The sequence below is a fragment of the Ketobacter sp. GenoA1 genome (genome assembly GCF_003671475.1).
Classification (GTDB): Bacteria; Pseudomonadota; Gammaproteobacteria; order Pseudomonadales; family Ketobacteraceae; genus Ketobacter.
In genome coordinates this window covers 210,195-235,838 of record NZ_RCHM01000044.1, presented here as the reverse complement: position 1 = coordinate 235,838, position 25,644 = coordinate 210,195, and the positions used below count along the sequence as shown (strand labels likewise).

General features: G+C 56.3%; 23 protein-coding genes. 14 read left to right on the top strand and 9 right to left on the bottom strand.

The genetic code is table 11. The features are described 5' to 3' along the window. The 4 genes from D9N13_RS20315 to D9N13_RS20300 are packed head-to-tail and all read left to right on the top strand — an operon-like array spanning position 1 to position 5,059. Positions 1-1,662, top strand: a complete 1,662-nt coding sequence (locus D9N13_RS20315) for a GMC family oxidoreductase (protein WP_290593766.1) — start codon at positions 1-3, stop codon at positions 1,660-1,662. A 3-nt stretch (positions 1,663-1,665) separates the two neighbouring features. Beyond that, complete coding sequence (locus tag D9N13_RS20310; RefSeq protein ID WP_290593764.1) at positions 1,666-3,285, top strand: aldehyde dehydrogenase family protein; 1,620 nt, start codon at positions 1,666-1,668, stop codon at positions 3,283-3,285. Between the two features lie 5 nt (positions 3,286-3,290). After that, entirely contained in the window at positions 3,291-3,980 is a 690-nt protein-coding gene (locus D9N13_RS20305; RefSeq protein ID WP_290593763.1) for a sterol desaturase family protein, read from the top strand. A 29-nt stretch (positions 3,981-4,009) separates the two neighbouring features. Beyond that, positions 4,010-5,059: an NAD-dependent epimerase/dehydratase family protein gene (locus D9N13_RS20300; RefSeq protein ID WP_290593762.1), complete on the top strand. Its 1,050-nt coding sequence runs from the start codon at positions 4,010-4,012 to the stop codon at positions 5,057-5,059. Between the two features lie 10 nt (positions 5,060-5,069). On the opposite strand, the gene D9N13_RS20295 is transcribed toward D9N13_RS20300, so the two are convergent. The 5 genes from D9N13_RS20295 to argS form a co-directional block, all read right to left on the bottom strand. Further along, a complete protein-coding gene (locus D9N13_RS20295; RefSeq protein ID WP_290593761.1) occupies positions 5,070-5,441 on the bottom strand; it encodes a DUF971 domain-containing protein in 372 nt (123 codons plus the stop codon). A gap of 36 nt (positions 5,442-5,477) precedes the next feature. Beyond that, entirely contained in the window at positions 5,478-6,824 is a 1,347-nt protein-coding gene (hslU, locus tag D9N13_RS20290; protein ID WP_290593759.1) for an HslU--HslV peptidase ATPase subunit, read from the bottom strand. Further along, positions 6,824-7,366 (bottom strand): ATP-dependent protease subunit HslV, encoded by a 543-nt coding sequence (gene hslV / locus D9N13_RS20285; protein ID WP_290593757.1) that lies wholly within the window; start codon positions 7,364-7,366, stop codon positions 6,824-6,826. Before hslV ends, hslU begins: the two co-directional genes overlap by 1 nt. Positions 7,367-7,460: 94 nt before the next feature. Next, a complete protein-coding gene (locus D9N13_RS20280) occupies positions 7,461-7,979 on the bottom strand; it encodes an SPOR domain-containing protein (RefSeq protein ID WP_290593756.1) in 519 nt (172 codons plus the stop codon). 22 nt (positions 7,980-8,001) lie between these two features. Then, positions 8,002-9,762: an arginine--tRNA ligase gene (gene argS, locus D9N13_RS20275; RefSeq protein WP_290593754.1), complete on the bottom strand. Its 1,761-nt coding sequence runs from the start codon at positions 9,760-9,762 to the stop codon at positions 8,002-8,004. A 268-nt stretch (positions 9,763-10,030) separates the two neighbouring features. On the opposite strand from argS, the gene D9N13_RS20270 reads away from it, so the two are divergent. From D9N13_RS20270 to D9N13_RS20255, 4 genes are all read left to right on the top strand, one after another. Next, positions 10,031-11,200: a sensor domain-containing diguanylate cyclase gene (locus D9N13_RS20270; RefSeq protein WP_290593752.1), complete on the top strand. Its 1,170-nt coding sequence runs from the start codon at positions 10,031-10,033 to the stop codon at positions 11,198-11,200. Next, positions 11,175-12,341: a GGDEF domain-containing protein gene (locus D9N13_RS20265; RefSeq protein ID WP_290593750.1), complete on the top strand. Its 1,167-nt coding sequence runs from the start codon at positions 11,175-11,177 to the stop codon at positions 12,339-12,341. The genes D9N13_RS20270 and D9N13_RS20265 overlap by 26 nt, the downstream gene beginning before the upstream one ends. Before the next feature lie 170 nt (positions 12,342-12,511). Beyond that, complete coding sequence (locus tag D9N13_RS20260; protein ID WP_290593748.1) at positions 12,512-13,144, top strand: hypothetical protein; 633 nt, start codon at positions 12,512-12,514, stop codon at positions 13,142-13,144. 151 nt (positions 13,145-13,295) lie between these two features. Beyond that, a complete protein-coding gene (locus tag D9N13_RS20255) occupies positions 13,296-15,014 on the top strand; it encodes a P-loop NTPase fold protein (protein WP_290593746.1) in 1,719 nt (572 codons plus the stop codon). A gap of 4 nt (positions 15,015-15,018) precedes the next feature. Here D9N13_RS20255 and D9N13_RS20250 read toward each other — a convergent pair whose 3' ends face one another. After that, entirely contained in the window at positions 15,019-17,241 is a 2,223-nt protein-coding gene (locus tag D9N13_RS20250) for a primosomal protein N' (RefSeq protein WP_290593744.1), read from the bottom strand. 204 nt (positions 17,242-17,445) lie between these two features. Here D9N13_RS20250 and rpmE point away from each other — a divergent pair, with 204 nt between their 5' ends. The 3 genes from rpmE to D9N13_RS20235 all read left to right on the top strand — a co-directional run bounded on the left by rpmE (position 17,446) and on the right by D9N13_RS20235 (position 20,037). After that, complete coding sequence (rpmE, locus tag D9N13_RS20245; protein ID WP_290593856.1) at positions 17,446-17,661, top strand: 50S ribosomal protein L31; 216 nt, start codon at positions 17,446-17,448, stop codon at positions 17,659-17,661. Positions 17,662-17,747: 86 nt separating this feature from the next. Further along, positions 17,748-18,548, top strand: coding sequence for a thermonuclease family protein (locus D9N13_RS20240; protein ID WP_290593742.1), 801 nt, complete (start codon positions 17,748-17,750; stop codon positions 18,546-18,548). 220 nt (positions 18,549-18,768) lie between these two features. Further along, complete coding sequence (locus tag D9N13_RS20235; RefSeq protein WP_290593740.1) at positions 18,769-20,037, top strand: malic enzyme-like NAD(P)-binding protein; 1,269 nt, start codon at positions 18,769-18,771, stop codon at positions 20,035-20,037. A 101-nt stretch (positions 20,038-20,138) separates the two neighbouring features. Here the strand turns inward: D9N13_RS20235 and crp are convergent, their stop codons facing one another. Beyond that, a complete protein-coding gene (gene crp, locus D9N13_RS20230; protein WP_290593737.1) occupies positions 20,139-20,771 on the bottom strand; it encodes a cAMP-activated global transcriptional regulator CRP in 633 nt (210 codons plus the stop codon). Positions 20,772-21,164: 393 nt separating this feature from the next. Between crp and D9N13_RS20225 the strand changes: the two genes are divergently transcribed. After that, positions 21,165-21,590, top strand: a complete 426-nt coding sequence (locus D9N13_RS20225) for an OsmC family protein (RefSeq protein ID WP_290593735.1) — start codon at positions 21,165-21,167, stop codon at positions 21,588-21,590. A 154-nt stretch (positions 21,591-21,744) separates the two neighbouring features. After that, the gene (speD, locus tag D9N13_RS20220; protein WP_317622541.1) at positions 21,745-22,545 is read left to right on the top strand and encodes an adenosylmethionine decarboxylase; all 801 of its coding nucleotides are present in this window, start codon (positions 21,745-21,747) and stop codon (positions 22,543-22,545) included. 106 nt (positions 22,546-22,651) lie between these two features. Here speD and D9N13_RS20215 read toward each other — a convergent pair whose 3' ends face one another. Beyond that, positions 22,652-23,266: a histidine phosphatase family protein gene (locus D9N13_RS20215; protein WP_290593733.1), complete on the bottom strand. Its 615-nt coding sequence runs from the start codon at positions 23,264-23,266 to the stop codon at positions 22,652-22,654. A 102-nt stretch (positions 23,267-23,368) separates the two neighbouring features. Here D9N13_RS20215 and D9N13_RS20210 point away from each other — a divergent pair, with 102 nt between their 5' ends. Further along, a complete protein-coding gene (locus D9N13_RS20210) occupies positions 23,369-24,520 on the top strand; it encodes a patatin-like phospholipase family protein (RefSeq protein ID WP_290593731.1) in 1,152 nt (383 codons plus the stop codon). Here the strand turns inward: D9N13_RS20210 and D9N13_RS20205 are convergent. Continuing rightward, on the bottom strand, positions 24,504-25,511 hold the full coding sequence (locus D9N13_RS20205) for a hypothetical protein (RefSeq protein WP_290593729.1): 1,008 nt from the start codon (positions 25,509-25,511) through the stop codon (positions 24,504-24,506). The genes D9N13_RS20210 and D9N13_RS20205 overlap by 17 nt on opposite strands. Between the last annotated feature and the right edge of the window lie 133 nt (positions 25,512-25,644).

Below are 25,644 nucleotides of genomic sequence, written 5' to 3'. Positions count from 1 at the left end.
ATGAACACGGATGAATACGATTACATTGTTGTGGGTGGTGGTTCAGCCGGTTGTGTGGCCGCCGCTCGCCTGGCGCAAGCCGGAGGCGGCAGAGTGCTGCTGCTGGAAGCCGGGGCTGCCGCTGATCTGAATCCGGAAACGCTTTCCGCGGATGGTTTCAAGGAGGCGTTTGCAAATGACCGCCTGATGTGGGATCGCATGACGGCGCCCCAGGAAAATTGCTCCCGGCGTGCCCTGTATGCAGGTACGGGAACGGGTATGGGGGGCAGTGGCGCCGTAAATGGAATGGTGTATACCCGGGGCGACCGGCAGGATTACGCGCAATGGCCAACGGGGTGGCAGTGGGAAGATGTGGTGCCGGTGTTCACAGAACTGGAAAAACGTCTGCGGCCCCGGCCGCGGGCGGGCAGCCATTTCACTGACCTGTTCATTCGTGCAGCGCAATCATTGGGTTTTCGTCGCAAAGATGGTATGAACGATGGCGATCTCAATGGGGTTATCGGTTACAACGATATGAATTACGCCGGTGCCTTCCGCCGCAGCTCTTATGTCGCGTTTGTGCGGGAGTCTCCACCGAAAAATCTCACCGTCATCACCCGCGCCCGTTGCCAGCGCATCCTGTTTCAAAACAAACGGGCGGTTGCCGTTCAATATGAACGGGATGGTCGAGTGGGTGTGGCGCGGGCGGCCAAGGAAATTGTGCTCTGTGCCGGCGCCCTGGAAACACCCAAGTTGTTGATGCTGTCCGGTGTCGGCCCCCACTGGCAGTTGCAGCGCCACGGGATTGCCGTGGTACAGCGCGCCGATGGTGTGGGGCAGAATCTGCAGGATCATCCCAACGTGTGCCTGTTCTATCGCGCCCGCCACCCGATTGATTTCGACTACCCCCAGTTGTATGGCTTTCATCATGTCAGCCCGGCCGGCCATCTCCCCAAATCTCACCCGGATACCTGCTTTGTATTGTTCTCGGCACCGTCAACCCTCATGCGTTCCATGCAACGCATGTTGCCACTGATGTTGCTGCCGGCCCTGCTGTATCGACAGCGTTGGCTGCGGCAGCTGATCAGAAAATTGATTGCATGGGCGTTTTTACTGCCGCCCCTGCAGGCGTATGTGGCCCGTGTCTATGGCATCGTGGTGATACTGGGTAAACCCCTGTCGCGGGGTTCGGTGATGCTGGCCTCCAACCGGCCCGAAGATCAGGCTTTGATTGATCCGGCTTACTACCGGCATCCGGCGGACATCGAGACGCTGTTGTCCGGAGTGGAAATGGCGAAAGCCATCGCGCAACAGGATGAGATGGTGCAATGGGGAAGTCGGGGTCTGGTGCAGGCCAATCGATACCGGCAACCGGATAAAGTGGTGGGCTGGATCAAACGTGCCACTATGACCACCTTCCATTTTTGCGGCAGTTGCGCCATGGGGGAGGCGGCTGAGCATCCGGTGGATACCCAGTTGCGGGTCAAGGGTGTGACCGGCCTGCGGGTTGCCGATGCCTCGGTGATTCCCTATATACCGGTGTCGGCGATCAATGCGCCCAGCATGATGATCGGCTGGCGCGTGGCGGATTTCATATTGCAGCAAGCCAAGGCGGAACAACAACAAAAGCGAAGCAAAACCGCTTCAACCAACAACAGCAAGCGTGAAGCTGCGGAAGGATAAGTTATGACGGCAGAAGCCCCCATTAAGTCTCCACCTCATCAAGCGCAATCTGATGTTCGCGATGCGATCCCCTGCATCAACCCGGCCACCGGTGAGAGTTTGGGCGAGGTGGCGGTGACCTTGCCGGAACAGGTACCGGCATGTGTTGCCAGGGCCAGGGCCGCCCAGCAACAATGGGCGCGCAGTACTTTTGCCCAGCGCCGAGCTGTGCTGAAAAACATCATGGAGTTTGTTTTGCAGCACGCCGATGAATTATGCAATGAAATTGTTACCGATTCCGGCAAGACCTATGAAAACGCCATGCTGGGCGAGATTCTTCCCATATGCAATAAGCTTAAGTGGACGCTCCGCAATGGGGAGAAATATCTACGGCCGGAATCAGTGCGTTCTGGCCTGCTGCTGCACAAGAAAGGCCGCATCGAGTACCACCCCTTGGGAGTGGTGGCCTGCATTATTCCCTGGAACTATCCATTGCAGAATATAGTGAGCTCTCTGGTGGCACCCTTGATGGCGGGTAATGCCGTGATTGTGAAGGCATCTGAAATGGTGGCCTGGTCCAGTGCGCGATTTCAGCGCATTACGGATCAGGCCCTGGAGCAGGCCGGGTTCCCCAAGGATCTGGTGCAGATCATCAACGGTTATGGCGATACCGGTGCGGCCCTGGTGCGGGCCGGTGTGCAGAAGATTCTGTTTATCGGCTCTGTGAACAATGGCCGCCGCATCATCGAAGGCAGTGCCGAACACCTGACCCCTGTGGTAATGGAGCTGGGTGGCAAGGATCCGTTTATTGTCTGTGCCGATGCGGATATGGAGCGTGCCGTGCATTCTGCCCTGGGCGGCAGCTTTATCAACCTGGGGCAGAATTGCATTGCCGCGGAACGACTGTTGGTCTTCGATACGGTGTACGACCGGTTTGTTACCGAACTGGTGCGCCATGCGTCCGCCCTGCGGCAGGGCGTGCCGGATCGCCATGGCAATGTTGATGTGGGCGCCATTACCTCGCCGTTGCAAATCGAAGTAATAGACCGGCTGGTGCGGAACGCCATCCAGCAGGGGGCACGTGCATTGTGCGGTGGCGCACTCCGCCATGGGGGCAATGGCCAGTTCTACCCACCCACCATCCTGGTGGATGTCACACCGGATATGGAGATTGCCTGTCGCGAAGTGTTTGGCCCGGTGATGCTGGTGTTCAAAGTGCGGAACGAAGCTGAGGCTATCGAGATGGCCAACGGCACCGAATTTGGATTGCATTCCACCGTGATGAGCAATGATGCGCAACGGGCCGAGCGAATTGCCTCGCAACTGGAGGCGGGTGCTACTTGTATAAACGATTTCGGGCTTTGCTATTTGAATCAGGATTTACCTTTTGGCGGTGTGAAGTATTCCGGTTTTGGCCGCATGAACGGGCGAGACGGGCTGCGTGCCTACACCAATCAAAAGGCTGTGCTCAGTGATCGCTTTGGTTTTGGTGTTCCCCCCAAACTGTTTCCGGTGCGGCCAGGTGATTATGACAAGGGGCGAGAGACCGTGCGCCTCATGTATTCCAGTCGTCCATGGGTGAAGTTGGGCAGTTTGTTCAGATTGATCCGATTATCCATATCGGGCTCATCAAGCAGGAGGTAATCAAAATGACAACCGGATTCTTCATTGCCTTGGCCTGTATTCTGGTGTTCGATGGTGTGGTGATGGCATTTTTTGCCTGGGCGGTACAGGCTCCGCGTTTTGCCCGCTATCGCATTCGGACACCGGATCGGCAGCGCATCAGCACCGTCCGTAAAGCCGTCAATATTGGCTTGAACGGGGTGTTGGCGTTGTCGTTCTTTGCCTTTGTGTTTACCTATTTTGGCGGCAGCCTCATAGTCGATCAACACCTCTCCGTAGCCGTGCCGGGGGTGTTGGTGTTTGGCGAGGTGCTGGCGGCATTAATGCTGTATGACTTTATGTATTACTTCCTGCACCGTGGCATGCACCATCCAATGTTCATGAAGCACGTGCACGGTGTCCATCACTATGTTCGTTTTCCCACGTCAGCGGAAAGCATTTTTCTGCATCCGGTGGAAAATCTGGCGGGATTGGGGCTGCTCTGCCTGGCCATCGCCATAGTCGGCCCCATCAGTCCTGTGTCATTCCTGCTGGTGTTTTTCATTCATCATGTGGTGAATATTCTGGTGCACTCCAATCTGGTGTTGCCGCATCCGGTTTTCAAGTTATTCAATTTCTGGGCGCTGAAACACGATATTCATCATGGTAAACACCTTAACCGTAACTACGCTTCCATCTTCCCATTCTGGGATCAGATGTTTGGCACTGACGCGTAGATTGAGCAATCTAATAAAAAAGGAACGCGATGATGGAAAAGAGAAACATTCTGGTGACCGGTGGGTGTGGGTTTATCGGCAGCAACCTGGTGAATGGTTTGCTGGATGCCGGTCATAATGTCACGGTGCTGGATTTTGGCGGGCGGCCCTTTCACGATGACGTAACCTTCCTGGACATCAATATTTGTGACCGGGAGGCCGTGGTGGATGCCTGCGCCGGCATGGATTCCATTGTGCACAATGCCTCCCTGGTGCATACCAAGCACAACCAGGAATCGGTGATCTGGGCGGTGAATCACCAGGGAACCCTCAATGTGATGGAGGCCTGCCGCAGGCATGGTATTGCGCGGCTGGTGTACATCAGCTCCGCCAGCGCCGTCTATGAGGGGGAGGACATTGCCTACGGTGATGAAACCCTGCCTTATTCCTCTATATCCCAGGCCCCGTACGCTGACAGTAAGATCCAGGCAGAAAAAGATGTGTTGGCTTTCAGTGGCACCGGTGTTACCCAATGCTGTGCGATTCGCCCTCATGTGGTGTTCGGTGCCGGTGATAATCGGTTTATGCCGGCCATTCTGCAAAAGGCGCAGGCGGGAAAACTGAAACGCGCCATCGGCAATCGGGATAAGCTGTCGGATTTTACCTATGTGTCCAATTTGGTGGATGCGGTGGTGATGGCAGAAGATAAACTGGTGGACGGCTCACCGGTGAGCGGACAGGCCTATTTTATTACCAATGGCGAACCCATGGCGTTTTTTGATTTTGTTGAAAAGGTGCTGGTGGCGCTGGGGTATCCACCGATCACCGGCAAGGTTCCCTATTGGTTGGCTTATTCCGTGGCGGCCCTGGCAGAAGGCATTGATACCTTGAAAGGCGGTACGCTGAATGCGGAAAACGGCTTAACGCGTTTCTCCGTGCGCTATATGGTCACCCATCATTATTTCTCAATTGAAAAGGCGTATCGGGATTTTGGCTGGAAGCCCCGGGTATCCCTGGAGGAAGGTATTCAGCGAACGGTGGCGGCGTTACAGCAGGCAGACAGCAAGGCCGTGGGTAAAACGGTAAAGAAAGCCGCCTGAGGCAGGCGGACTATTGTGGCTTCCAGCTGCCGATCATGTCCGGTTCCCGTTTGGCCCCGGCCTGCTTTAACTGTTCCAGGTAATCCTGCCACAGCGGCTCTTTCTCCACGCACAGTTTGTGCAAATAGCTCCAGGAGTAGAGCCCGGAATCGTGCCCGTCATCGAAGGTGATTTTCACCGCGTAATTGCCTACGGGTTCAATATCGCGAATGGTGACGAAACGTTTGCCGGTCTGCAGGATCGGTGTGCCGTGGCCCTGTACCTCTGCCGACGGCGACAGCACCCGCAGCATCTCGTAAGAGAGTCGGTACTGTTCAGTGCCGAACACCAGTTCCAGTTCCCTGGATTCCGTGTGCAGCTTGATTTCCGTCGGCATGGTCATGGGTTGTGATCCTTGTCAGTGCTGGAATAAAGTGGGTTATAGAATATAGCGGCTCAAGTCTTCATCCCCCGCCAGGGTACCGAGGCGTTCATCCACGTAGGCCGGGGTGATCACAAATGGGTTCTGGTCGGTTTTCAAAGACAAGTCAGCGGCATCGAAGGAAATCTCTTCCAGCAGCCGCTCCATCACCGTATGCAGGCGGCGGGCGCCGATGTTTTCGGTGCGTTCATTCACCTGCCAGGCAATTTCCGCCAGGCGGCGTATGGCGTTTGCCTGAAAATCCAGTTGCAAACCCTCGGTTTCAATCAGGGCTCGATACTGTTCGGTTAATGACGCGCTGGGCTCGGTCAGGATGCGCTCGAAATCATCGGCGGTCAGTGCCTGTAGCTCCACCCGGATCGGCAAGCGGCCTTGCAGCTCCGGTACCAGATCCGAAGGTTTGGCCAGGTGGAATGCGCCGGAGGCGATAAACAGGATATGATCGGTTTTAACCATGCCGTATTTGGTGCTGACGGTGCAGCCCTCAATCAACGGCAGTAGATCCCGTTGCACTCCTTCACGGGACACGTCGGTGCCGGAGGTCTCGGAACGCTTGGCCACCTTGTCGATCTCGTCCAGGAACACGATGCCGTTCTGCTCCACCGCTTCCACGGCCTTAACCTTGAGTTCTTCCTCGTTGACCAGCTTGGCGGCTTCTTCATCCCGCACCAGTTTATAGGCCTCACCGACTTTCATGCGGCGTTTTTTCTGCTTACCGGTGTTGAGGTTGGAGAACATGTTCTGCAGCTGGCTGGTCATCTCTTCCATGCCGGGGGGCGCCATGATTTCCACTCCCATCGACGCGGCTGCCACATCAATTTCAATGTCCTTGTCGTTGAGTTGGCCTTCGCGCAATTTTTTACGGAACACCTGACGGGTTGTGGATTCGTCTTCTTTGGTTTCGGTGTTGTTGCCCCACTGATCACGGGCCGGGGGAATCAGCGCGTCCAAAATGCGATCCTCAGCGGCGTTTTCCGCTTTCGATCGATTCTGCACCATCTGTTCTTCCCGCAACATTTTTACCGCACCATCCACCAGGTCGCGCACAATGGATTCCACATCGCGGCCCACGTAACCCACTTCGGTGAATTTGGTGGCTTCCACTTTGAGAAAGGGGGCTTTGGCCAGTTTTGCCAGGCGCCGGGCAATTTCGGTTTTACCCACGCCGGTGGGGCCGATCATGAGAATGTTCTTGGGGGAGATTTCGCTGCGCAGTTCATCGGCCAGCTGCATGCGGCGCCAGCGGTTGCGCAGGGCCACGGCCACCGCGCGCTTGGCTTCCTGCTGGCCAATGATGTGTCGGTTCAGTTCGTCAACGATTTCCCGGGGAGTCATATTCGACATTAGGCACAATCCAGTTCTTCGATGGTTAAATTTTGGTTGGTGTAAATGCAGATGTCGGCGGCGATGCGCAGGCCTTTCTCCACGATGTCACGTGCTTCCAGATCGGTGTTGTCCAGCAGGGCCCGGGCGGCGGATTGCGCAAAAGGGCCACCGGAGCCAATGGCGATCAGGTCGTCTTCCGGTTGAATGACATCGCCGTTGCCGGTGATGATCAGTGATGCCTCTTTGTCGGCAACCGCCAGCAGGGCTTCCAGGCGCCGCAGGGCACGCTCGGTACGCCAGTCTTTGGCCAACTCCACGGCCGCCCGTGTCAGGTTGCCCTGGTATTTTTCGAGCTTGGCTTCAAAGCGTTCAAACAGGGTGAAGGCATCCGCTGTGCCACCGGCAAAGCCGGCCAGAACCTGGTTATTGTAGAGCCGTCGGACCTTGCGGGCATTGCCTTTCATGACGGTGTTGCCCAGGCTGACCTGGCCATCGCCACCGATGACAACCTTGCCGTTACGACGGGCAGAGAGGATGGTGGTGCCTCGATATTGTTCCACAGGGTATCCTTATCGTTACTGCATGAATGAGTGCAGGCACAGTGCTGCCAGCGGATGTCCGCTGTTGGTAAAAGTGTGTAGATGGGGGCGGATTTCACTTTTTCAAGCGCAGCACAATATGCTCGATTTGGTTTTCTGCCAGGGTGGACTTCGCCTGCTCCAGTGTCTGCTGGGATTGGAATGGGCCCACCTGAACCCGGTGCCAGGCTTCACCCGGCCCCAGTTCCACTTTCTGGATTTTGACATCCAATCCCATCAGGATCAGCTCTGCCCGGCGATGATCTGCTTCCTGGGCGGAGCGGAATGATCCGGTTTGAATAATGAAGGGTTCGTTGGCGCTGGGGGCGGCCGGTGCGGGAGTGGATTTCCCGGGTTTGGGTTGATCCGTTGCCGGGGCCACCACTTCGCGGTCCGGTAGCAGGGTGTAGAAATCGAATTTCGGGCCGCTGCCGCCGGTGCCGGGTAAGGCCGGGGTGGTGACTTCAATTTCCTGCATCTGCCTGTCGGTCGGTTTGATCCCGGCCAGATAGTACAGAAATGCCAGGAACAGGCCCGTTACCACGCCGGTAAACAGCCAGACCCAGGCCGGTAGATTGGAGTCGGATTTTGCCAATGTATTGATACTCCCTGCAGGTTTACATTTTTTCCGGTGCGCTGACACCCAGCAGCTGCAGACCGTTGGCGATGACGTTTTTCACGGCAATGGCCATGGCCATGCGCCCGTTACGCAGGGTGTCGTCTTCCACCAGAACTTTATTGCTGTTGTACCAGGTATGGAAATCCTGGGCCAGATCACGTAAGGCGTAAGTGAGCTGGTGCGGGGCCCGGTTGCGGGCGGCAACGGCGATGGCCTCCGGCCAGGCTGCCAGGCGCTTGGCCAGGTCTTCGATGTTGTCTTCCGGCAGGGAAGGCAGTGCCGCCAGTCCGGCCGCCTGATTGTAACTCAGCTTGCGCTCTTCCAGCTCCCGTAACATGCTGCACACGCGGGCGTGGGCATATTGCAGATAGAACACCGGGTTATCCGAGGTCTGGGAGCGGGCCAGGTCGATGTCGAATTCAAGATGCTGTTCCGGCGACCGGGTCAGGTAGAAAAAACGGGTGGCGTCGTTGCCGGCTTCCTCGATCAGTTGCGACAGGGTGACGAAATTACCGGAGCGTTTACCCATACGGCCGGAGGACAGGGTGACAAACTGGATCAGGGCCACATGGAACAGGTCACCCTTACCGGTGAGGGCTTCAATGGCGGCCTTGACCCGGGCGATGTAACCGTGGTGATCCGCACCCCAGACATCGATCAGGTTTTCAAAACCGCGGTCCAGTTTATCCAGGTGGTAGGCGACGTCGGCGGCAAAGTAGGTGTGCAGGCCGTTGTCCCGAATCAGTACGCGGTCTTTTTCGTCGCCGAGCTCAGAGGTGCGCAGCCAGATGGCACCGTCCTTCTCGTAGACATGGCCCCGCTCGCGCAGGCGATTAATGGCTTTTTCGATGGCTCCGTTCTGTTCCAGGGTGCGTTCGGAAAACCATTGATCGAATTCCACATTAAAGGCTTTGAGGGTGGCACGGATGGCGTCCAGCTGGGCGTTGAGGCCAAAGTCCTGCACCGTGCGATAGCCGTCTCCCAGCAGATTGCGTACTTTTTCGATGAGGGCATCCAGATGCCGTTCCTTCGCCATCTTGATCTCGTCCCCTTCGCCTTCCGGGTCCTCCGGCACACCGGCCAGCACGGTAGGGTAGGGGTGGAAATACTGTTTGCCCACCTGGTTGAACAGGTCGGCGCCGCATTCTTTCACGTACTCCCCGGGATAGGCCCGTGACGGAATGGCAACGGTCTCGCCGCAGGCTTCCAGGTAGCGCAGGTAAACGGACACCGCCAGCACGTCCGCCTGTCGGCCGGCGTCATTGATATAGTATTCCCGGTGCACCTGGTAGCCGGTGGCCTGCAGCAGGTTGGCCAGCGCCGACCCATAGGCCGCACCGCGGCCGTGCCCTACGTGCATGGGCCCGGTGGGGTTGGCGGACACAAACTCCAGCAGGACTTTTTCACCCTGGCCCACATCCGGCGAACAGAAGGCGGCGGTGTCCTGCAGAACCTGCTCAACCACGGCAAAGCGGGTGGCATCGTTCATGAAGAAGTTGATGAACCCAGGGCCGGCTATGTCCACCTTGGTAATGGCATCGTTGGCCGGCAGGTTGTCCACGATCAACTGGGCCAGGTCCCGTGGTTTTTTACCCGCTGGCTTGGCCAGAATCATGGCCAGATTGGTGGCGAAATCGCCGTGGGACTTGTCTTTGGTGCGGTCCACCTGAATTCGCCGTGGCGCGCCCTCCGGAATAATGCCTTGGCCAATCAGGTTGTCAAAGGTGGTTTCCAGCAGGGCTTGTAGCGCTTCTTTCATGGCTGTTGTGCTTCGCTTGATTGAGTGAACGTGGAGAATGGGAAAAATAGCCGCGTATTATGGCGGTTTGGCCGCTTGAAAGCCAGTTGTCCCGGGATATGGCTTAGGCTGAGAAATAATCTAATCCAATAAGTTAATTGCAGTGTGTATGCAAAGGTAGCGCTTGGTAACGAATCGTTTATACACGTAGCAGGCTATGGGCTTGCCTGACCGCAATATGCACAATGGTCCAAAGTCCAAAATAAAATCCAATAATACGGGCTCACTGATGCTGCAAGCCATCCGCAACTTTCTGATTCACGCTACCCCCAGCCAGCGCTGCATATTGGCGGTGAGTCTCAACACGCCTTTCCTGTTGGCCTTTATGGCGGCCCAGAGTGCGGGGCTGTGGGTGCCGGAATGGCGGGAATATCTGGTTCCGAAATACATGATCATTGGCAATCTGGTGTTGGGCTCGGCCGTGTTGCTGCAATGGGCGCTGGTGGTGGTGCTGTGGCGGCGGCGCCTGAACCCTGAACCCCGCCCCAAAACCAGTGTTTTCCTTGCCACCATCGTGGGTGTGGCCTTTGCCTATGAAGCCTTTCTGGGGGGTAACCTCACATTCCCCACCAATCTGGTCATCGTGGGGATTATACCCATTGGCCTGCTGATCCTGGATCGGCGTTCAGTGGCATTTGGTGTGGCCATTGGCATGCTTTTTTATTGGGCCAACGATCTGGCTATTTATACCGGGCTGGTGGATTACGCCCCCGGCTATGCCCCCGGTGCGTTCGAAAATGGTGAGCAGCATCTGATGGCGGAGGTGTTTCGAACCGGTGTTTTGTACACCAGTGTTATTGCCTATGGGTTTATTGCCTGGGTGTTGTTCGATCAATACGATTATCACCGCCACAATCTCACCACGCTGTCAAAGCTGGATTCCCTCACCGGGTTGTCCAACCGTCGTTATTTTATGCAACGCCTGGCAGAGGAGTGCGAGCGGCAACAGCGGTCGCGGCAACCTCTTTGCCTGGTGATGATTGATGCCGATCATTTCAAACGCATTAACGACACCTACGGCCATCTGATGGGGGATGCGGTACTGCGGGGCCTGGCGGATGTGCTGTCCCGGCACATGCGGGTGCCCGCAGACCTGCCGGCCCGGGTGGGCGGTGAGGAGTTTGCGATTCTGATGCCGGAGACCGATCTGGAGGGAGCGCTGAAGGTGTGCCGCCGGGTGGAAAAGAGCCTGCAGACGCTGCCCTTTTTCTGCTCCGGCAAAAGCTTTACCGTAACACTCAGCATGGGCGTGGTGGAAAGCCGGGATTTATTGCCGGAAAACCTGCTGCATTATGCCGACGCCAATCTGTACAAGGCCAAGGCTCAGGGGCGCGATATCATCGTTGCTTCAGTGGAAGAGGAGGTACTGTTCCGTGAACGGGTGGCTTCTCTGGCTTGAATCCTGGTTTCGTCAGCAACGGGACATCACCGCTTGCCTGGTTGCGTCGGCACTGCCGTTACCGCTGTTCTTCATTTTTATTTTGATGCCCTTTCTGGCCATGGCCGACCAGGATCATCGGCACATTTACAACTGGGAGGTAGTGCCCTTTACCCAGATTGTGATCGTGATGAGTTCCCTGGTACTGGGCGGTGTGGCGGTGTTCAGCTGGTCACGGCGCACCTCCGATGCCAACTACCCCTGGCTTTCCCTGTTCACGGTGACCGTGATGTTTCTGGCGGTGACCGCACTCAGCGTCAGCTACGGCTATAAGGATTCCCCGCTGATGCTGCTGTGCCTGGGCATGGTGCTGCTGGTGCGTGCCCTGTTCAAGCCGGATGTCTACAAACCCATCTCCGTGGTTATGGTCCTGCTGTTTGTGTGCAGTGAAATCGGTTTCTGGACCAATACATTGCCCTACGCGCCCATGTTGAACGCCCCCATTTTTGTGGGCGAGGCGCTGGATAACTGGTGGTCATTCTGGTTGCGCATGATCTACGCCATGATTGCACTGCCCATGCTGGTGTTTTTCTTTGTGCTGGGGTACTTCATGGATCGGGAGAAGCTGGAGCTGGAGCGCATGGTGGTGACCGATGTGCTCACCGGCATCGCCAATCGCAGTCACTTTATGGCGCAGCTGGATATGGAAAGCCGGCGTCACAGTCGCAAGCGGCAGTCCATGTGTGTGCTGATGTGCGATGTGGATAATTTCAAGCGGGTGAACGATACCTGGGGTCATCCGGCCGGCGATGAGGTGCTGCGGGCGGTGGGTCGCATACTGCAGCAATGTACCCGCTCTGCCGGCGATCAGGTGGCGCGTTTTGGCGGGGAAGAATTTGTGGTGCTGTTGCCGGAAACCAAGTTGAAGCAGGCTGAAAAAGTGGCAGAAAAGATTCGTCGCTACCTGAGCCACCATATCTTCGGCAGCGGAGACGCCAGCTTCCAGGTCACCATGAGCATCGGTATTGTGCAAGTCAACGATGGCGATGGCGAGTTGGCCCTCAAAGTGGCGGACGACAACCTGTATCGGGCGAAGGATGCCGGCCGTGATCGGGTGGTGGCCACATTGCTGAGCCGAAACACTTCATTCGAATGCGTTTAGGGGCTGTCGATCAACTTTACAGTTCGGTTACAATTGTTTTGCCGCCTTGTGATAACCTACTGAAATATAATGTAAACATGTGTTTGGCCTTAAGTTTGCACACGGAAGAAGTGTGAACTGGATCACATTTTGTGATTCGACAGGAACAAAAGGAATTTGAGGTCAACATCATGTCTGCACTTCGATTGCTATCCGCTTTCGTTCTCCTTGCTGTGCCGTTTACAACGCAGTCCGCGGTGGAATTCTATGTCTCAGAGGTGGGTATTTACAGCACTGAAGTCAGCGGTGCCACCACCATTGATTTCAATGATTACAGTTGTGGCAGCGCGGTCAGTTGCTCCGGTAACGGGCAGATTGTCAGTGGCAGTTTGTCCGGGCGTTATGCCTCCCCCTATGGGATCGACAGCGCCTATTTGAGTGTTCCACAGAATGGCGGGAGCGGCTCCGTCAGTCTCGGTCTGGATGGCGCGTACAATTATTATGGCCTGTACTGGGGCTCCATCGACAATTACAACAGCATCGACTTTTATCTGGAAGGTACCTGGGTGGGCGGCTTTGGTGGCGCTGACCTGGGGCCGCTGAGCGCCGATGGCGGGCAGGGCTCCTGGACCTCCAACCGGTTCATAAATTTTATGTTCAGCGGCGGCGACCTGTTTGACATGGTGATGCTCAGCAGTGATGGATATGCCTTTGAAAGCGACAACCACGCCTACGCCAATGTGCCTGAGCCTCCGGTATTTGTGGTGTTGGCAGTGGGCTTGGCGGGATTACTGGTGACCCGGCGCCATCTGGCCAACCGTTAATGCGTTTTACCTTCAGGCGTTAAGCAGCCCGCAGCCTAAGCACCTGCGGGCCTTTTTTTATCTGCAACTCCGGGTGGGCAACCTTGCGTAACTGGGTTAGGGTTAAGGTGTGCATACCTCTTAGATGAAAACCAGCGGCAGGATATTCCCGGTGAGCAGCCAGCCAGAACAACCCGATTCAGAGTCGGAATCTTTTACAAAGCCATCAAGGCAGACTTCCGAATCCGGCTATAAACCTTCCCGACGCCAGAGTGCTGAGTGCATAAGCGATCAGGATCGATTGAATCGCACCCGTTTGGTGGAGGCCCTGGCCACCGTGTTGAGCGGCGACAACGAGCACCATCAAACCATCGGCTTGCTGGGGGATTGGGGGGTAGGTAAATCCACCACTGTGAACCTGCTGAAACAGGCGTTGTGGGCGCGCCGGGAACAGCAGCCGTTTCTGTTTGGCACCTTCAATGCCTGGGAATATGAGCACACCAACAATCTGCAGGCCGGTATGGCCCAGGAGATGTTGAAAGCCCTGTCCAGTTATCCGGTGGCGCCCAATCGCCGTGAGGGGGTGGGGGGTGGCACCCGGGAGCACCCTGTAAAATCTGCGCTGGCGCCTTTGGTATGGTGGTTCTGTGTGCGTGTCCCCATGATGTTCCGGTTTGCCGTGGCACTGCACGGGCCGCGCCTGTTGGTGCTGGCAGGACTGCTGTTGCTGATGGTGCTGAACCTCAGTTGGCACGATGTGGAAACCATGGCGGCGGGGGTGATGGCAGCCGGAACCGGCGCGCAGATGGTGATGGGGGGAGGTGCCATGGTGGCACTGGTGATGCTGTTCCGGCAGATGAAATCCCTGCTGGCCATGCCCTTGGCAAAAGAGTGGATGACCTACCTGAAGCTGCCGGATTACGGCGAGCATCTGGGCTCGATTCCGGTCATGCGCAAGCAGATCAGTGCGTTGTGCAAGGTGCGCTTGAACCCCGCCTTTGGCCGTAAAAAGCGTTTGTTGTTCCTGGTGGACGATCTGGACCGCTGTGGTCAGGAAGGGATCGTCAAGGTGTTTGAGGCGGTGAGACTGGTGCTGGATATTCCACAGGTGACGGTGATCATCGCCGTGGATCAGCGCATTGCGCTGGCGGCGCTGGCCCTGCACTATCAGGCGTTGGCCCAGCATCACAGGCTCAGTAATCCGCAGGCCATTGCGCGGGATTACCTGGCCAAAGTCATTCATATGCCGATCACACTCACCGCGGCGGATGGCCCTGCCATTGCCGGTTATCTGGAGTCCATCTGGCAGGAGACGTCCGGCGCGCCAGGCTCCCCTTCGGCCACTTCCAAGCCATTGCCTGCCACGGTGGCAGACAGCGTTGTCCATCCCGCAGTGCAGCTGGGTCTCAGTGAACAGCAAAAGCAGCTTTTCAAAAAATGGGTGCAGCACTTTGGCTTCAGCAATCCCCGCCAACTGAAACGCCTGCACAACAGTTATAACCTGTTGCGACATTACTACGGCGAAGACGGCCAGTTCAGTGTCGGAGAATCGTCCACCCTGCATGCCCTTACCCGTGACCTGGGCTCTCCCATGTTGATTACCCTGTTCGCACTGGAGTACATCAACAGTCTGGATGACGCGTTGTTGCGGGCGCGGCTGTTGCGCCTGGTAACGGCGCCGCGGCAGCGCTCCTTTCGGGAGGAGGGCGATGCCGGCATGGTCTATGTTGACCCCACCGGAAAAATAAATGATGACGTACTGCAGGTGGTGGGTAGCCGGTTTGCGGATGGGGAGGGGTCCATGGTGCAGGCGGTGGAACCGTTTGTGCTGCCCTGCGTCATCCAGGACGACGAAAACGGCGGGCCCGGTGTCGGCCAGGCCGCCCCGTGACCGCTTAATCCAGCGTTACCGGATCCACATCCACACTCCATTTCAGGCGGTGCCCGGCATCCTGCTCCACTTTTTTTACTGCCTGTTTCAGTAATTGTTGCAGAGCCGGGCGCTGTTCCGCCCGCAGCATTAACTGAAAACGATAGCGGCGGGCTTTTTTCGGCATCAGTGCCGGGGCTGGCCCCCACACTTCCACATTCAATGCCTGAGCCTGCGGTTGCAGCCAGTGTTCAATCTGGTTCAGAAATTGGGCAGCCTGACGCGGATCGCTGCTTTCCGCCCGCAACAGCGCCAGATAACCGTAGGGCGGCATGCCCAGCAGACGGCGCTCATTGGTCAGCTCAGTGGCAAAGGCGCCATAGCCTTCACTGAGCAGGGTTTGCAGCAGGGGGTGGGCGGGCTGGTGGGTCTGCAGAATGACCGTCCCCTGGTCGGCACCGCGGCCGGATCGGCCGGCCACCTGCATCAGCAGTTGCGCCGTATGTTCCGTGGCCCGGAAATCGGCGGCGAACAAACCGGCATCGATATCACAGACCGCCACCAGGGTCACTTTGGGAAAGTGGTGGCCCTTCGCCAACATCTGGGTGCCCACCAGAATGCAGGGCTCACCGGAATGAATGCGCTCCAGGTGCCTGCTCATGGCTTCCTTGCGCCCCGTGGTGTCGCGATCGATTCGTATCACTGGAAATTTGGGAAACAGAGCCGTCAGGTTGTCTTCCAGCCGTTCTGTGCCCATGCCGATGGGGCGCAGGTCTGTGCTCTTGCAGTTGCCGCAGTAACGGGGAATGGCCAGCTGATGGTTGCAATGGTGGCAATGCAAATGGGCCGGGTTGGCGTGACAGGTCATGCGGTGATCGCAATGGGGGCATTCCTTGAACCAGCCGCAATCGTGGCACATCAACACCGGCGCATAGCCCCGCCGGTTGATGAACACCAGAACCTGTCGCCCGGCTTTAAGGCGGGCTTCCATATCCGTGAGCAGCTCCGGCGCCATACCGTGGGTGAGTGCTTTTTGGCGGATATCCAGCACCCGGAAGTGGGGCGGCATCGCCTTCCCGGCCCGCCGATTCAACGTCAGGTGTTCGTAGCGGCCGCTGCGGGCATTGTGCAGGCTCTCCAGGGTGGGGGTGGCACTGCCGAGCACCACCGGAATATCAAGCCGGCGGGCACGGATGATGGCCAGATCGCGGGCGTTGTAGCGGAAGCCTTCCTGCTGTTTGTAGGATAAATCGTGTTCTTCATCGACTATGATCATGCCCAGGTTTTCCATGGGGCAGAACAGGGCCGAACGGGTCCCCAGGACAATGGCGGCTTCGCCGTTGCGGGCTTTGCGCCAACTGGTGAGGCGCTCACGGTCGCTGAGATGGGAATGAAAGCTCACCACCGGCACCGCAAAACGGTGTTGAAAACGGTGCAGCGTCTGCGGTGTCAGGCCGATTTCCGGCACCAATACCAGGGCCTGTTTACCCTGCTGCAGGCAGTGATGGATGGCCTGCAGGTAGACCTCGGTTTTGCCGCTGCCGGTAACACCCTCCAACAGAAAGGGGCGGAAGCCCTGGTTTGCAATAATGGGTTGCAGGGCGTGGCGTTGTTCCTCGTTCAGGGTCAGAGGGCTTTCCGCCAGCATGTGCTCTTGCCACCAGTGCTGGCGGGGTGGGCGATCGGCGTGTTGCTCCACCAGGCCTTTGTCCTGCAGTGCCCGCAACGTGGCAGGTTCCACCTCAAATCCTTTCAGCAATGGCTGATGCAGTCCATCAGGGTGTTCGCGCAGGATCTCCAGTGCGTGGATCTGGCGTTTGGCGCGTTTCATCTGATCAAACCCGATCAGACGGCCTTTCTGGGTCAGGCGCCAGCGCGTGCTGACCTCTTCCCAGGAGTCATCCTTATTGCGTAACAGGGTGGGCAGGGCATGGGCATAGACATCCCCCAGAGGGTGGTGATAGTAGTTGGCCGCCCATTGGCAGAGGGTCACCAGCTCATCACCAAAAGCCGCCTCTTCATCCAGCAGGCCGGTGATGGTTTTCAGGTTGTCATCACCATAGCTGGAGTGGGGGATCACACCGTGAATGATACCTATCAGTTGCCGCTTGCCGAAGGGCACTTTCACCCGGGTGCCGGGCTGCAGCAGGTTGACCGGCGTATCCGGTTTGGGCAGGTAGTCGAAAGTGCGCCGCAGGGGCACCGGCAAAGCCACTTGAATAATGGTGTGAGATCCTGGCTTTCCCATAAAAAAGCTTTAAATTCCAAAGGGTTATTGGTGCATAAAGGAAAAAGAACGGTAAAGGTTAATGCTTTGCTTGCCAATTTGCCACACTTTGGTATGATTCGCGCCCTTGGATACGATACTCGTATTGCGAATGTTCAACAATTCATGCGGTGCCTGGCAAAAGATCAGGTGGCGGCATGCACTGAAGAGAGATCAGGTGACACCATGAAACAAGGCATCCATCCAGAATACAACGACATCAAGGCCACGTGCACCTGCGGCAACGTGATCGAGACGCGCTCCACCATGAAAGAAGATATCCACCTGGACGTGTGCTCTGCCTGTCACCCGTTCTACACCGGCCAACAAAAGGTGGTTGACACCGGCGGCCGTATCGACAAATTCAAAAAGCGTTTTGGCGCGGTACGCCGCTCCAAGTAATGCGGCCCATGCGTTCTGTGGGTTGTTCGCTGAGAAAGGCTCCCTTGGGGGCCTTTTTTATTGTCTGTTTTTTGTGGCTCGCACTGTTGCCGGCCCCACTGCAGGCCCTGTGTGCGCTGGAGCCCGGGCTGGCGGTGGAAACGGTGCAGATAGAATCGGTATTTGACGGTGATACCGTGCGCCTGGTGGATGGCCGCAAGGTGCGCCTGGTGGGAATCAATACGCCGGAAGTGGCCCACGGCGGCAACGCAGAGGAACCGCTGGCGCTGCAGGCCAAGGATCAGTTGCAGGCGTTGCTGAGCAATAAACCCATTCGCCTGCTGCAGGGATCAGACCAGCACGACCGGTATGGTCGTGTGCTGGGGCACCTGTTTGACCGGGAAGGCAACAGTCTCATTGCCGCGTTGTTGCAACAGGGAATGGGGTTTCAGGTGGCCATCGTACCCAATCTGCGTTATGTGGATTGCTATGCCCACGCGCAACAACAGGCGCGTATGAACGCCAGAGGTGTGTGGGGGCATGACTACTATGCCGCCATTCCCGCCACCAGTGACAGGTTGCGGCCCGGCTATGCCCGGGTTGAAGGGCAGGTGGAGTCGGTGGAACTCAGCAAGCGGGCGGTGTTTGTGGAGCTGGCAGGGCAGGTGACACTGAAAGTGGAACGCAATGCGGCTCCTTATATAGACAGCGCGTTGCTGGATCGACTGGTGGCGGTTGCCCAGGGAGGAAAGCCGGAGCAGGCGTTGCGCCTGGAAGCCCGTGGTTGGCTTTCCGATCGCCTGACCTGGAACGGCAATACGCCGGCGCTGGTACGCCAAGGCCAGCGCAAGCGCTATCAGATGAAAGTGACCCATCAGACATCGTGGCAGGTTCTGCCACCCGGATAGGGGATTTTCCGGTTTTTCGCCGGATCTTTTTTATAATCCGGCCTAATCCTTCAATCAGATCCTGGACAGTCTATTCTTTTATTGAGAGCCCGAGGTGATTTCGCTATGCTACACGACCCCTGCTGAACCCGGCTTTGGCAGGGGGAAGTCAAGCAGATCGCGAACCCTCATTTCGACCTGTTGTCAGTACCGCCAACCCATCCATGGGAAGCAGAAATTTATGTCAGATTTAAAACAAGCTGCACTTGATTATCATGCCAAACCGCGTCCCGGCAAGATCAGTGTGGAGCTAACCAAACCTACCGAAACCGCCCGCGATCTGTCTCTGGCGTACAGCCCCGGCGTGGCTGAGCCGGTACGTGAAATTGCCCGTGATCCTGAAAACGCTTACCGATATACCAACAAAGGCAATCTTGTGGCGGTGATCAGCGATGGCACGGCGATTCTGGGTTTGGGAAATCTGGGGGGGCTGGCCAGCAAACCGGTCATGGAAGGCAAAGGGGTTCTGTTCAAGCGTTTTGCCGGTATTGATGTGTTCGATATCGAAGTGGATGCGGAGAGTCCCCAAGCCTTTATCGATACGGTGAAGCGTATTTCGCCCACCTTCGGCGGCATTAATCTGGAAGACATCAAAGCGCCGGAATGCTTTGAGATCGAGCGGGTGTTGGTTGAGCAATGTGATATTCCCATCTTCCATGATGATCAGCATGGTACTGCCATCATTGCCGCCGCCGGCCTGGTAAATGCCCTGGAGCTGCAGAACAAAAAAATTGAAGACATCTCCATTGTCTGTATTGGTGCCGGGGCCGCGGGTGTGGCCACCCTCAAGCTGATTATGGAAATGGGGGCCCGCAAAGAAAATATTTATGTGCTGGACCGTAACGGTGTGATCCATTCCGGGCGTACCGACCTCAATCAGTACAAGGCTGCGTTTGCCCACGAAACCGATAAGCGCACCCTGGAAGATGCGCTGGCCGGTGCCGATGTGTTTATCGGAGTTTCCAGTGCCAACCTGCTGACTCCCGAGATGCTGAATCTGATGGCACCCAATCCCGTGGTGTTCGCGCTGGCCAATCCGGATCCGGAGATTCGTCCGGAAGTGGCCTATGAAACCCGCGATGATGTGATTGTGGCCACCGGGCGCAGTGATTACCCCAATCAGGTGAACAACGTGTTGGGCTTTCCCTATATTTTCCGTGGTGCGCTGGATGTGCGCGCTACCCGCATCAATGAGGCAATGAAGATTGCCGCCGTACATGCCATCAGCAACCTGACCAAAGAGCCGGTACCGCAGGTGGTGAAAGATGCTTATGATGGTATCGAGATGGAGTTTGGCCGCGATTACATCATTCCCAAGCCAACGGACCCGCGCTTGTTGGGCGCGGTGTCGGCTGCGGTTGCGCAGGCAGCGGTGGACAGTGGTGTGGCCACACGGCCCTATCCGGCCCATTATCCCCTGAACACCCTGGATGATATTGAGTACATCTAGGCATCCAGGTATTTAATCCAATCGAGTTCAATAAGGGTTAAATAAGAGTTCAATAAAAAAGCCGCTCATTGAGCGGCTTTTTTATTATCATTCGCAATCGGTTAGCGGGTTCCGTACACCACCATGGTTTTGCCTTTCACCTGAATCAGGCCCTGTTCTTCCAGGCTCTTCAGTACCCGGCCTACCATCTCCCGGGAGCAACCCACGATGCGACCGATTTCCTGGCGGGTGATCTTGATCTGCATGCCGTCGGGATGGGTCATGGCTTCCGGTTGTTTGCAGAGGTCGATCAGGGTACGGGCCACCCGGCCGGTGACATCCAGAAACGCCAGATCACCCACTTTGCGCGTCGTGGCGCGCAGGCGACCGGCAATCTGGGCGCTGACGGCAAACAGAATATCGGCGTCTTCCTTGGCCAGTTGTTTGAATTTGGTGTAGCTGATTTCAGCGACTTCACACTCGGTTTTGGCACGGATCCAGGCACTGCGGCCGGCGGCTTCGTCAAACAGGCCCATTTCACCGAAGAAATCCCCCTCGTTGAGATAGGCCATGATCATTTCTCGGCCGTCATCGTCCTCGATAACCACCATGACGGTGCCCTTGATAATGTAATAAAGAGCGTCGGAGTCATCACCGGCATAAATCAATGTGCTTTTGGCGGGATATTTACGTCGATGACAATGTGCCAGAAAGTGTTCCGTGTCTGGAATTAAGCGATTTGGTTTTAACGTCATTTCATGACCCGGTATTGTTGTGATGTTTCGAGCGTACTCGCTGAAGACTATTGATCTTTCTAATTTATTCATTATGGCCCTAAAAGCCATGGGTCGCTACTTTAAGTACCGTTTGGCACCCGTCAGACAGCGTGCCCCATGTGGGCCAAGCTGGGTAGTGATTGAAAATCAATGTAGATCAAACAATTATAACGTAAATTTCAAGAAGCATGTGTGAACGGCTGCGCCGTTTTTCTGCGCACAAAGACCGTTTGGCTGTTTGTGGAAAAAATCGATCAAAAAGTGATCTTGATCGGGGCAAAATTCTTGCACACCCACGGGAGTTTCATGTTATCTTGCGCGGCTTACATGGCCGGGCTCGCTCCGGTTACCAATGCCTTGCGGGAGTGATTGATGAAAGCAACCATTCGCTGGGCCGGCGACGTCAAGTTTGAAGCTGAGTCCGGTTCAGGCCATACCGTTATCATTGATGGGCCACCGGATCATGGCGGCAAGAACCAGGGTGTCCGCCCCATGGAGCTGATGCTGTTGGGTGTGGGCGGCTGCTCTTCTTTCGACGTGATGCATATTCTGAAAAAGTCCCGCCAGGATGTTACGGACTGTGTGGCCCAGGTGGAAGCGGAGCGGGTGGATGAGGTTCCAGCGGTATTCCAATCCATTCACCTGCACTTTGTGGTGACTGGCCGTGGCTTGAAAGAGGCGCAGGTGAAGCGGGCGGTGGAACTGTCGGCGGAAAAATATTGCTCGGCGTCGATCATGCTCAGTAAAGCCGGTGTGAATGTGACCCACAGTTACGAAATTCACGAGTCAGCCGCCTGAGCGCGGTTTTTATATGAAATGTCGGAGGGTACAATGTCAGCCTTACTGGCAATGTGCCGATTCGGTTTCACTTTCAGCGGGCTCTGGCATTCAGGCCGGGGCCATCAATTTTCGACTCTACCTATCGAGATCTGAGTAGATGAACGATAACGAAATCCCCCACAAGTTGAAACTGCATGGTTTTAACAACCTGACCAAATCATTGAGCTTCAATATCTACGATATTTGCTATGCCAAGACACCGGAGCATCGCCGTGAATATCGGGAATATGTAGATGAGCTTTACAATGCCGAGCGTCTGACCCAGATTCTGACCACGGTAACCGACATCATCGGTGCTACCATTCTCAACATCGCCCGCCAGGACTATGATCCGGAAGGGGCCAGCGTGACCATGCTGATTGCCGAGCATCCCATTGCGCCGGATGAGGATCCTTCCAAGGAAGAGCCGGGCCCGCTGAAGGAATCGGTGGTCGCCCATCTGGATAAGAGTCATGTCACGGTGCATACCTATCCGGAAACGCACCCCGACAATGAAAATGGCATCAGCACCTTCCGTGTGGACATCGATGTTTCCACCTGTGGTGTTATTTCACCACTGAAGGCGTTGAATTACCTGATTCACCAGTTTGATTCCGACATTGTGACGGTGGATTACCGGGTGCGCGGTTTTACCCGCGACGTGGACGGAATGAAGCATTACATCGACCACGAAATCAACTCCATCCAGAATTACTTCCTGGAAGAGACGCTGGAGTTGTATGAAATGATCGATGTGAATGTATACCAGGAGAATATTTTCCACACCAAAATGCTGTTGAAGGATTTTGAATTGGACAATTATCTGTTTGGTACCGGCGTGGATGAGCTGTCTGATGAGGAGCAGGATCAGATCAGCCGCAAGCTGCGCCGCGAAATGCTGGAGATCTTTTACGGCCGCAATATGTCCAGCTAAGGGCCGCCCGGGCCGCAACAGTCCATAAAAAAGGCTTCCTATTGAGGAAGCCTTTTTTGATAGAGGCCTTGTGCCATGGTGTTGCTGTGGCCGGTTCGAGCGCTGTTCACAGCCCGGCCAGATGCTCTACACAGTTCAGCCGCAGCAGTTTGGGTTCCAGACCCAAAGCCAGTTCCGTTACCGAGGTATTCAGGAACTGGTATTTATTCCACGCGTACCAGTCTTTATCCAGCAAGCCTGCCAGGCCCAGTGCCATGGCGGCGCCGTGGCTCACGGCCACCACTTTCTCACCCGGGTGTCGGCTCAAGAAAGATTGCAGCGCGGTGCTGACCCGGTCCCCCACGGCGGCAATGGATTCGCCCTGCTCAGGGGCATAATCCGGGTTGGCGTTGACCTGTTGAAAAAAATTGAATTTACTGTGGAGGTCGCTGAAGGTTTCCCCTTCCCACACACCGATGCCGTATTCCTTGATGCGGGGTTCGGTGATCACCTCCAATTGCAGAATATCGGCAATCTTCTGCGCGGTATTGAAGGTGCGCTGTAAGGGGCTGGCATAGAGGGCGCTGATGTCCGGGTGCTCCTTGTGGAGGCGTTCCGCCACCCGCTCAGCCTGGGTAATGCCCATATCGGTGAGGGCGCTGTCGGTCCAGCCATGCCAGCGTTTGTCGAGATTGGCCTGTATCTGGCCGTGGCGGATCAGGATCAAATGGGTTGTGCTCATAACGGCTCCACGGGTTACTACCGCTCTAGTGTACCAGCCCGGCATAGTGGGGCTCCAGCCAGATGCTGCTACAGTTACTATATTGTCTTAGGAAGTTGCTGTATGCGTAAGATCAAATCCACCCACACCCATTTGCACAGTGCCCTGGTTCTTTCCGGCGGCGGTGCCCGTGCCGCTTATCAGGTGGGGGTTTTGAAAGCCATTGCCGATATCATGCCGGAATCCACCCGTAATCCGTTCGGCATCATCTCCGGCACCTCCGCGGGCGCCATCAATGCCGTGGCGCTGGCTTCTCACGCCGATAATTTCCGCAATGCCGTCTATAACATTGAGACGGTGTGGAAAGCTTTTCGTCCGCAACAGGTTTACCGGTCCGACCCGGTGGGCGTTTTCAGCAACGCCATGCGCTGGTTGGCCAGCCTGTTGTTTGCCTCCCGCAATCGATCCTCTCTGCTGGATAATGAACCCCTGGCGGAGTTGCTGGGGCGCATGATCCGTTTTGATAATATTCAGGAAGCCATCGATGATGGTTTCCTGCGGGCCATTTCGGTCACCGCCTCCGGCTACAGCTCCGGGCATTCTGTGGCGTTTTTTCAAGGTTCCCCGGACATCAGCGCCTGGAAGCGGTTTCAGCGCATCGGTATGCGTACTCATTTGAATCTGGAACACCTGATGGCATCCTCTGCTATTCCGGTGGTGTTTCCGGCGGTGCGCATCAATCGCGAATACTTCGGCGACGGCGCGGTGCGTCAGTTGGCTCCGTTAAGCCCGGCCCTGCACCTGGGGGCGCGAAAAATTCTGGTGGTGGGGGTCAGTGGTAATCGCTCCGCTCCCCAGGTTCAGCGCCCGGTAGACGATTACCCGTCGTTGGCGCAGATCAGTGGCCATCTGATGAACAGCATCTTTCTGGACAGTCTGGAATACGATGTGGAGCGCATGGAGCGCATCAATGACATGCTGGGGGTGATTCCCCCCAATGTCCGGCAAAAGTACCAGTCCTCATTGCACCCCATTGAAAGCCTGGTGATCTCCCCCTCGCAGTGCCTGGATCGCATTGCCTCCAAGTATCTGCATGTGCTGCCCACCAGCATCCGAGTGTTTTTGCATGGAATTGGCGCCACCCGCAGTTCCGGCTCCAGCATTCTCAGTTACCTGTTGTTTGAACGCCGGTTCTGCCAGGAGCTGATTGCGTTGGGCTACCATGATTGCATGGTGCAGGCCAAAGAAATTGAGGCTTTTATGGCCTCTGATTAGCCACCTGTTTGAGCGGATGCAGGATTGGCTTGGGCGTAGCGGCAGCGGTTTTGAGGTCGTGGGCCACGTAATCCGTTGAGCTGGGGGTGTTGCCGTCGATGTATTTGAACAACCTGGATTTTTGATCGCAGTATTCGCCGCGCCAGATACCGGGAATGTAATGATCGTTCAATAGATGCCCGGTTCGATCCGGGATGCAGAACACTTCGCCTGCGGTATTATCAGCGTGGGCCAGCACTCCGATGCGGCAAAAGAAATCCATGCCGTTGGCAAAATGCTCCACATAGGGAACCCCGCGACCAAAGTGCTCGCTGAGTTGCGGATCCACCCGAAAACTGTCGGCCACACCGGCGATACAGTAGATTTCCAGCTTCGGGGCATGATGGCGGTAACGCTTGTCTTTCAACAGTTTGCGGGCAATGTAGCTGCTGACGATGGTGCCTTGGGAATGCCCCACAATCACCACTTTGTCATGATGCGCCAGGGCCTCTTTCACCACATCATAGGCTGGGCGGGAGAGCTTGCCGTCTTTACGCAGGGTACGGGCGGTGATGGAATCCCACAAATCCCGGACCGCGCCGTAGGTTGGGGTATGGATCAGGTGAATGGGGCGGTGGAAGGCCTTGGCCAGCTCCAGCCCGTTCAGGATGGCAATGGGCGGAGAAGTACATATCCCGTTGATAAAGAACCACTTCTCCCGGCCTGATGTGGCTGCATAATGTTCCGGGTAGCAGGCAATGGTGCCGGGGCTGTAGGTGCGCCGTTCCAGGGGCACGATGGTCTGCAGGCTGAGGTTAATCACATCACCCCAGTTGTTATAGCTGTTGGGGTGTAGCTCCGATTGGGTCAGGGATTCCGAATTCCAGGGGCTGGCCAGCAGGGGGATAGTCCAGGCATGGCGTGCCGCCAGGGATAAATCCTGCAGTATGTGCGCCCGGTTATTAAAGATCCGGTTGGTGAATTTGTTGATCTGTCGGGGAATGCTCAGCATAGGTTACCTTCATTACTTTCTACCAGTATAGGAGTGATCTCTGCTCCCGGTGTCTGCTCCCGGTCAATTTTTTGTCTAAATTCGGTATGAATATCATTAAGTTGGGCTTCTCATGGCAAGCTGATATGCTAGG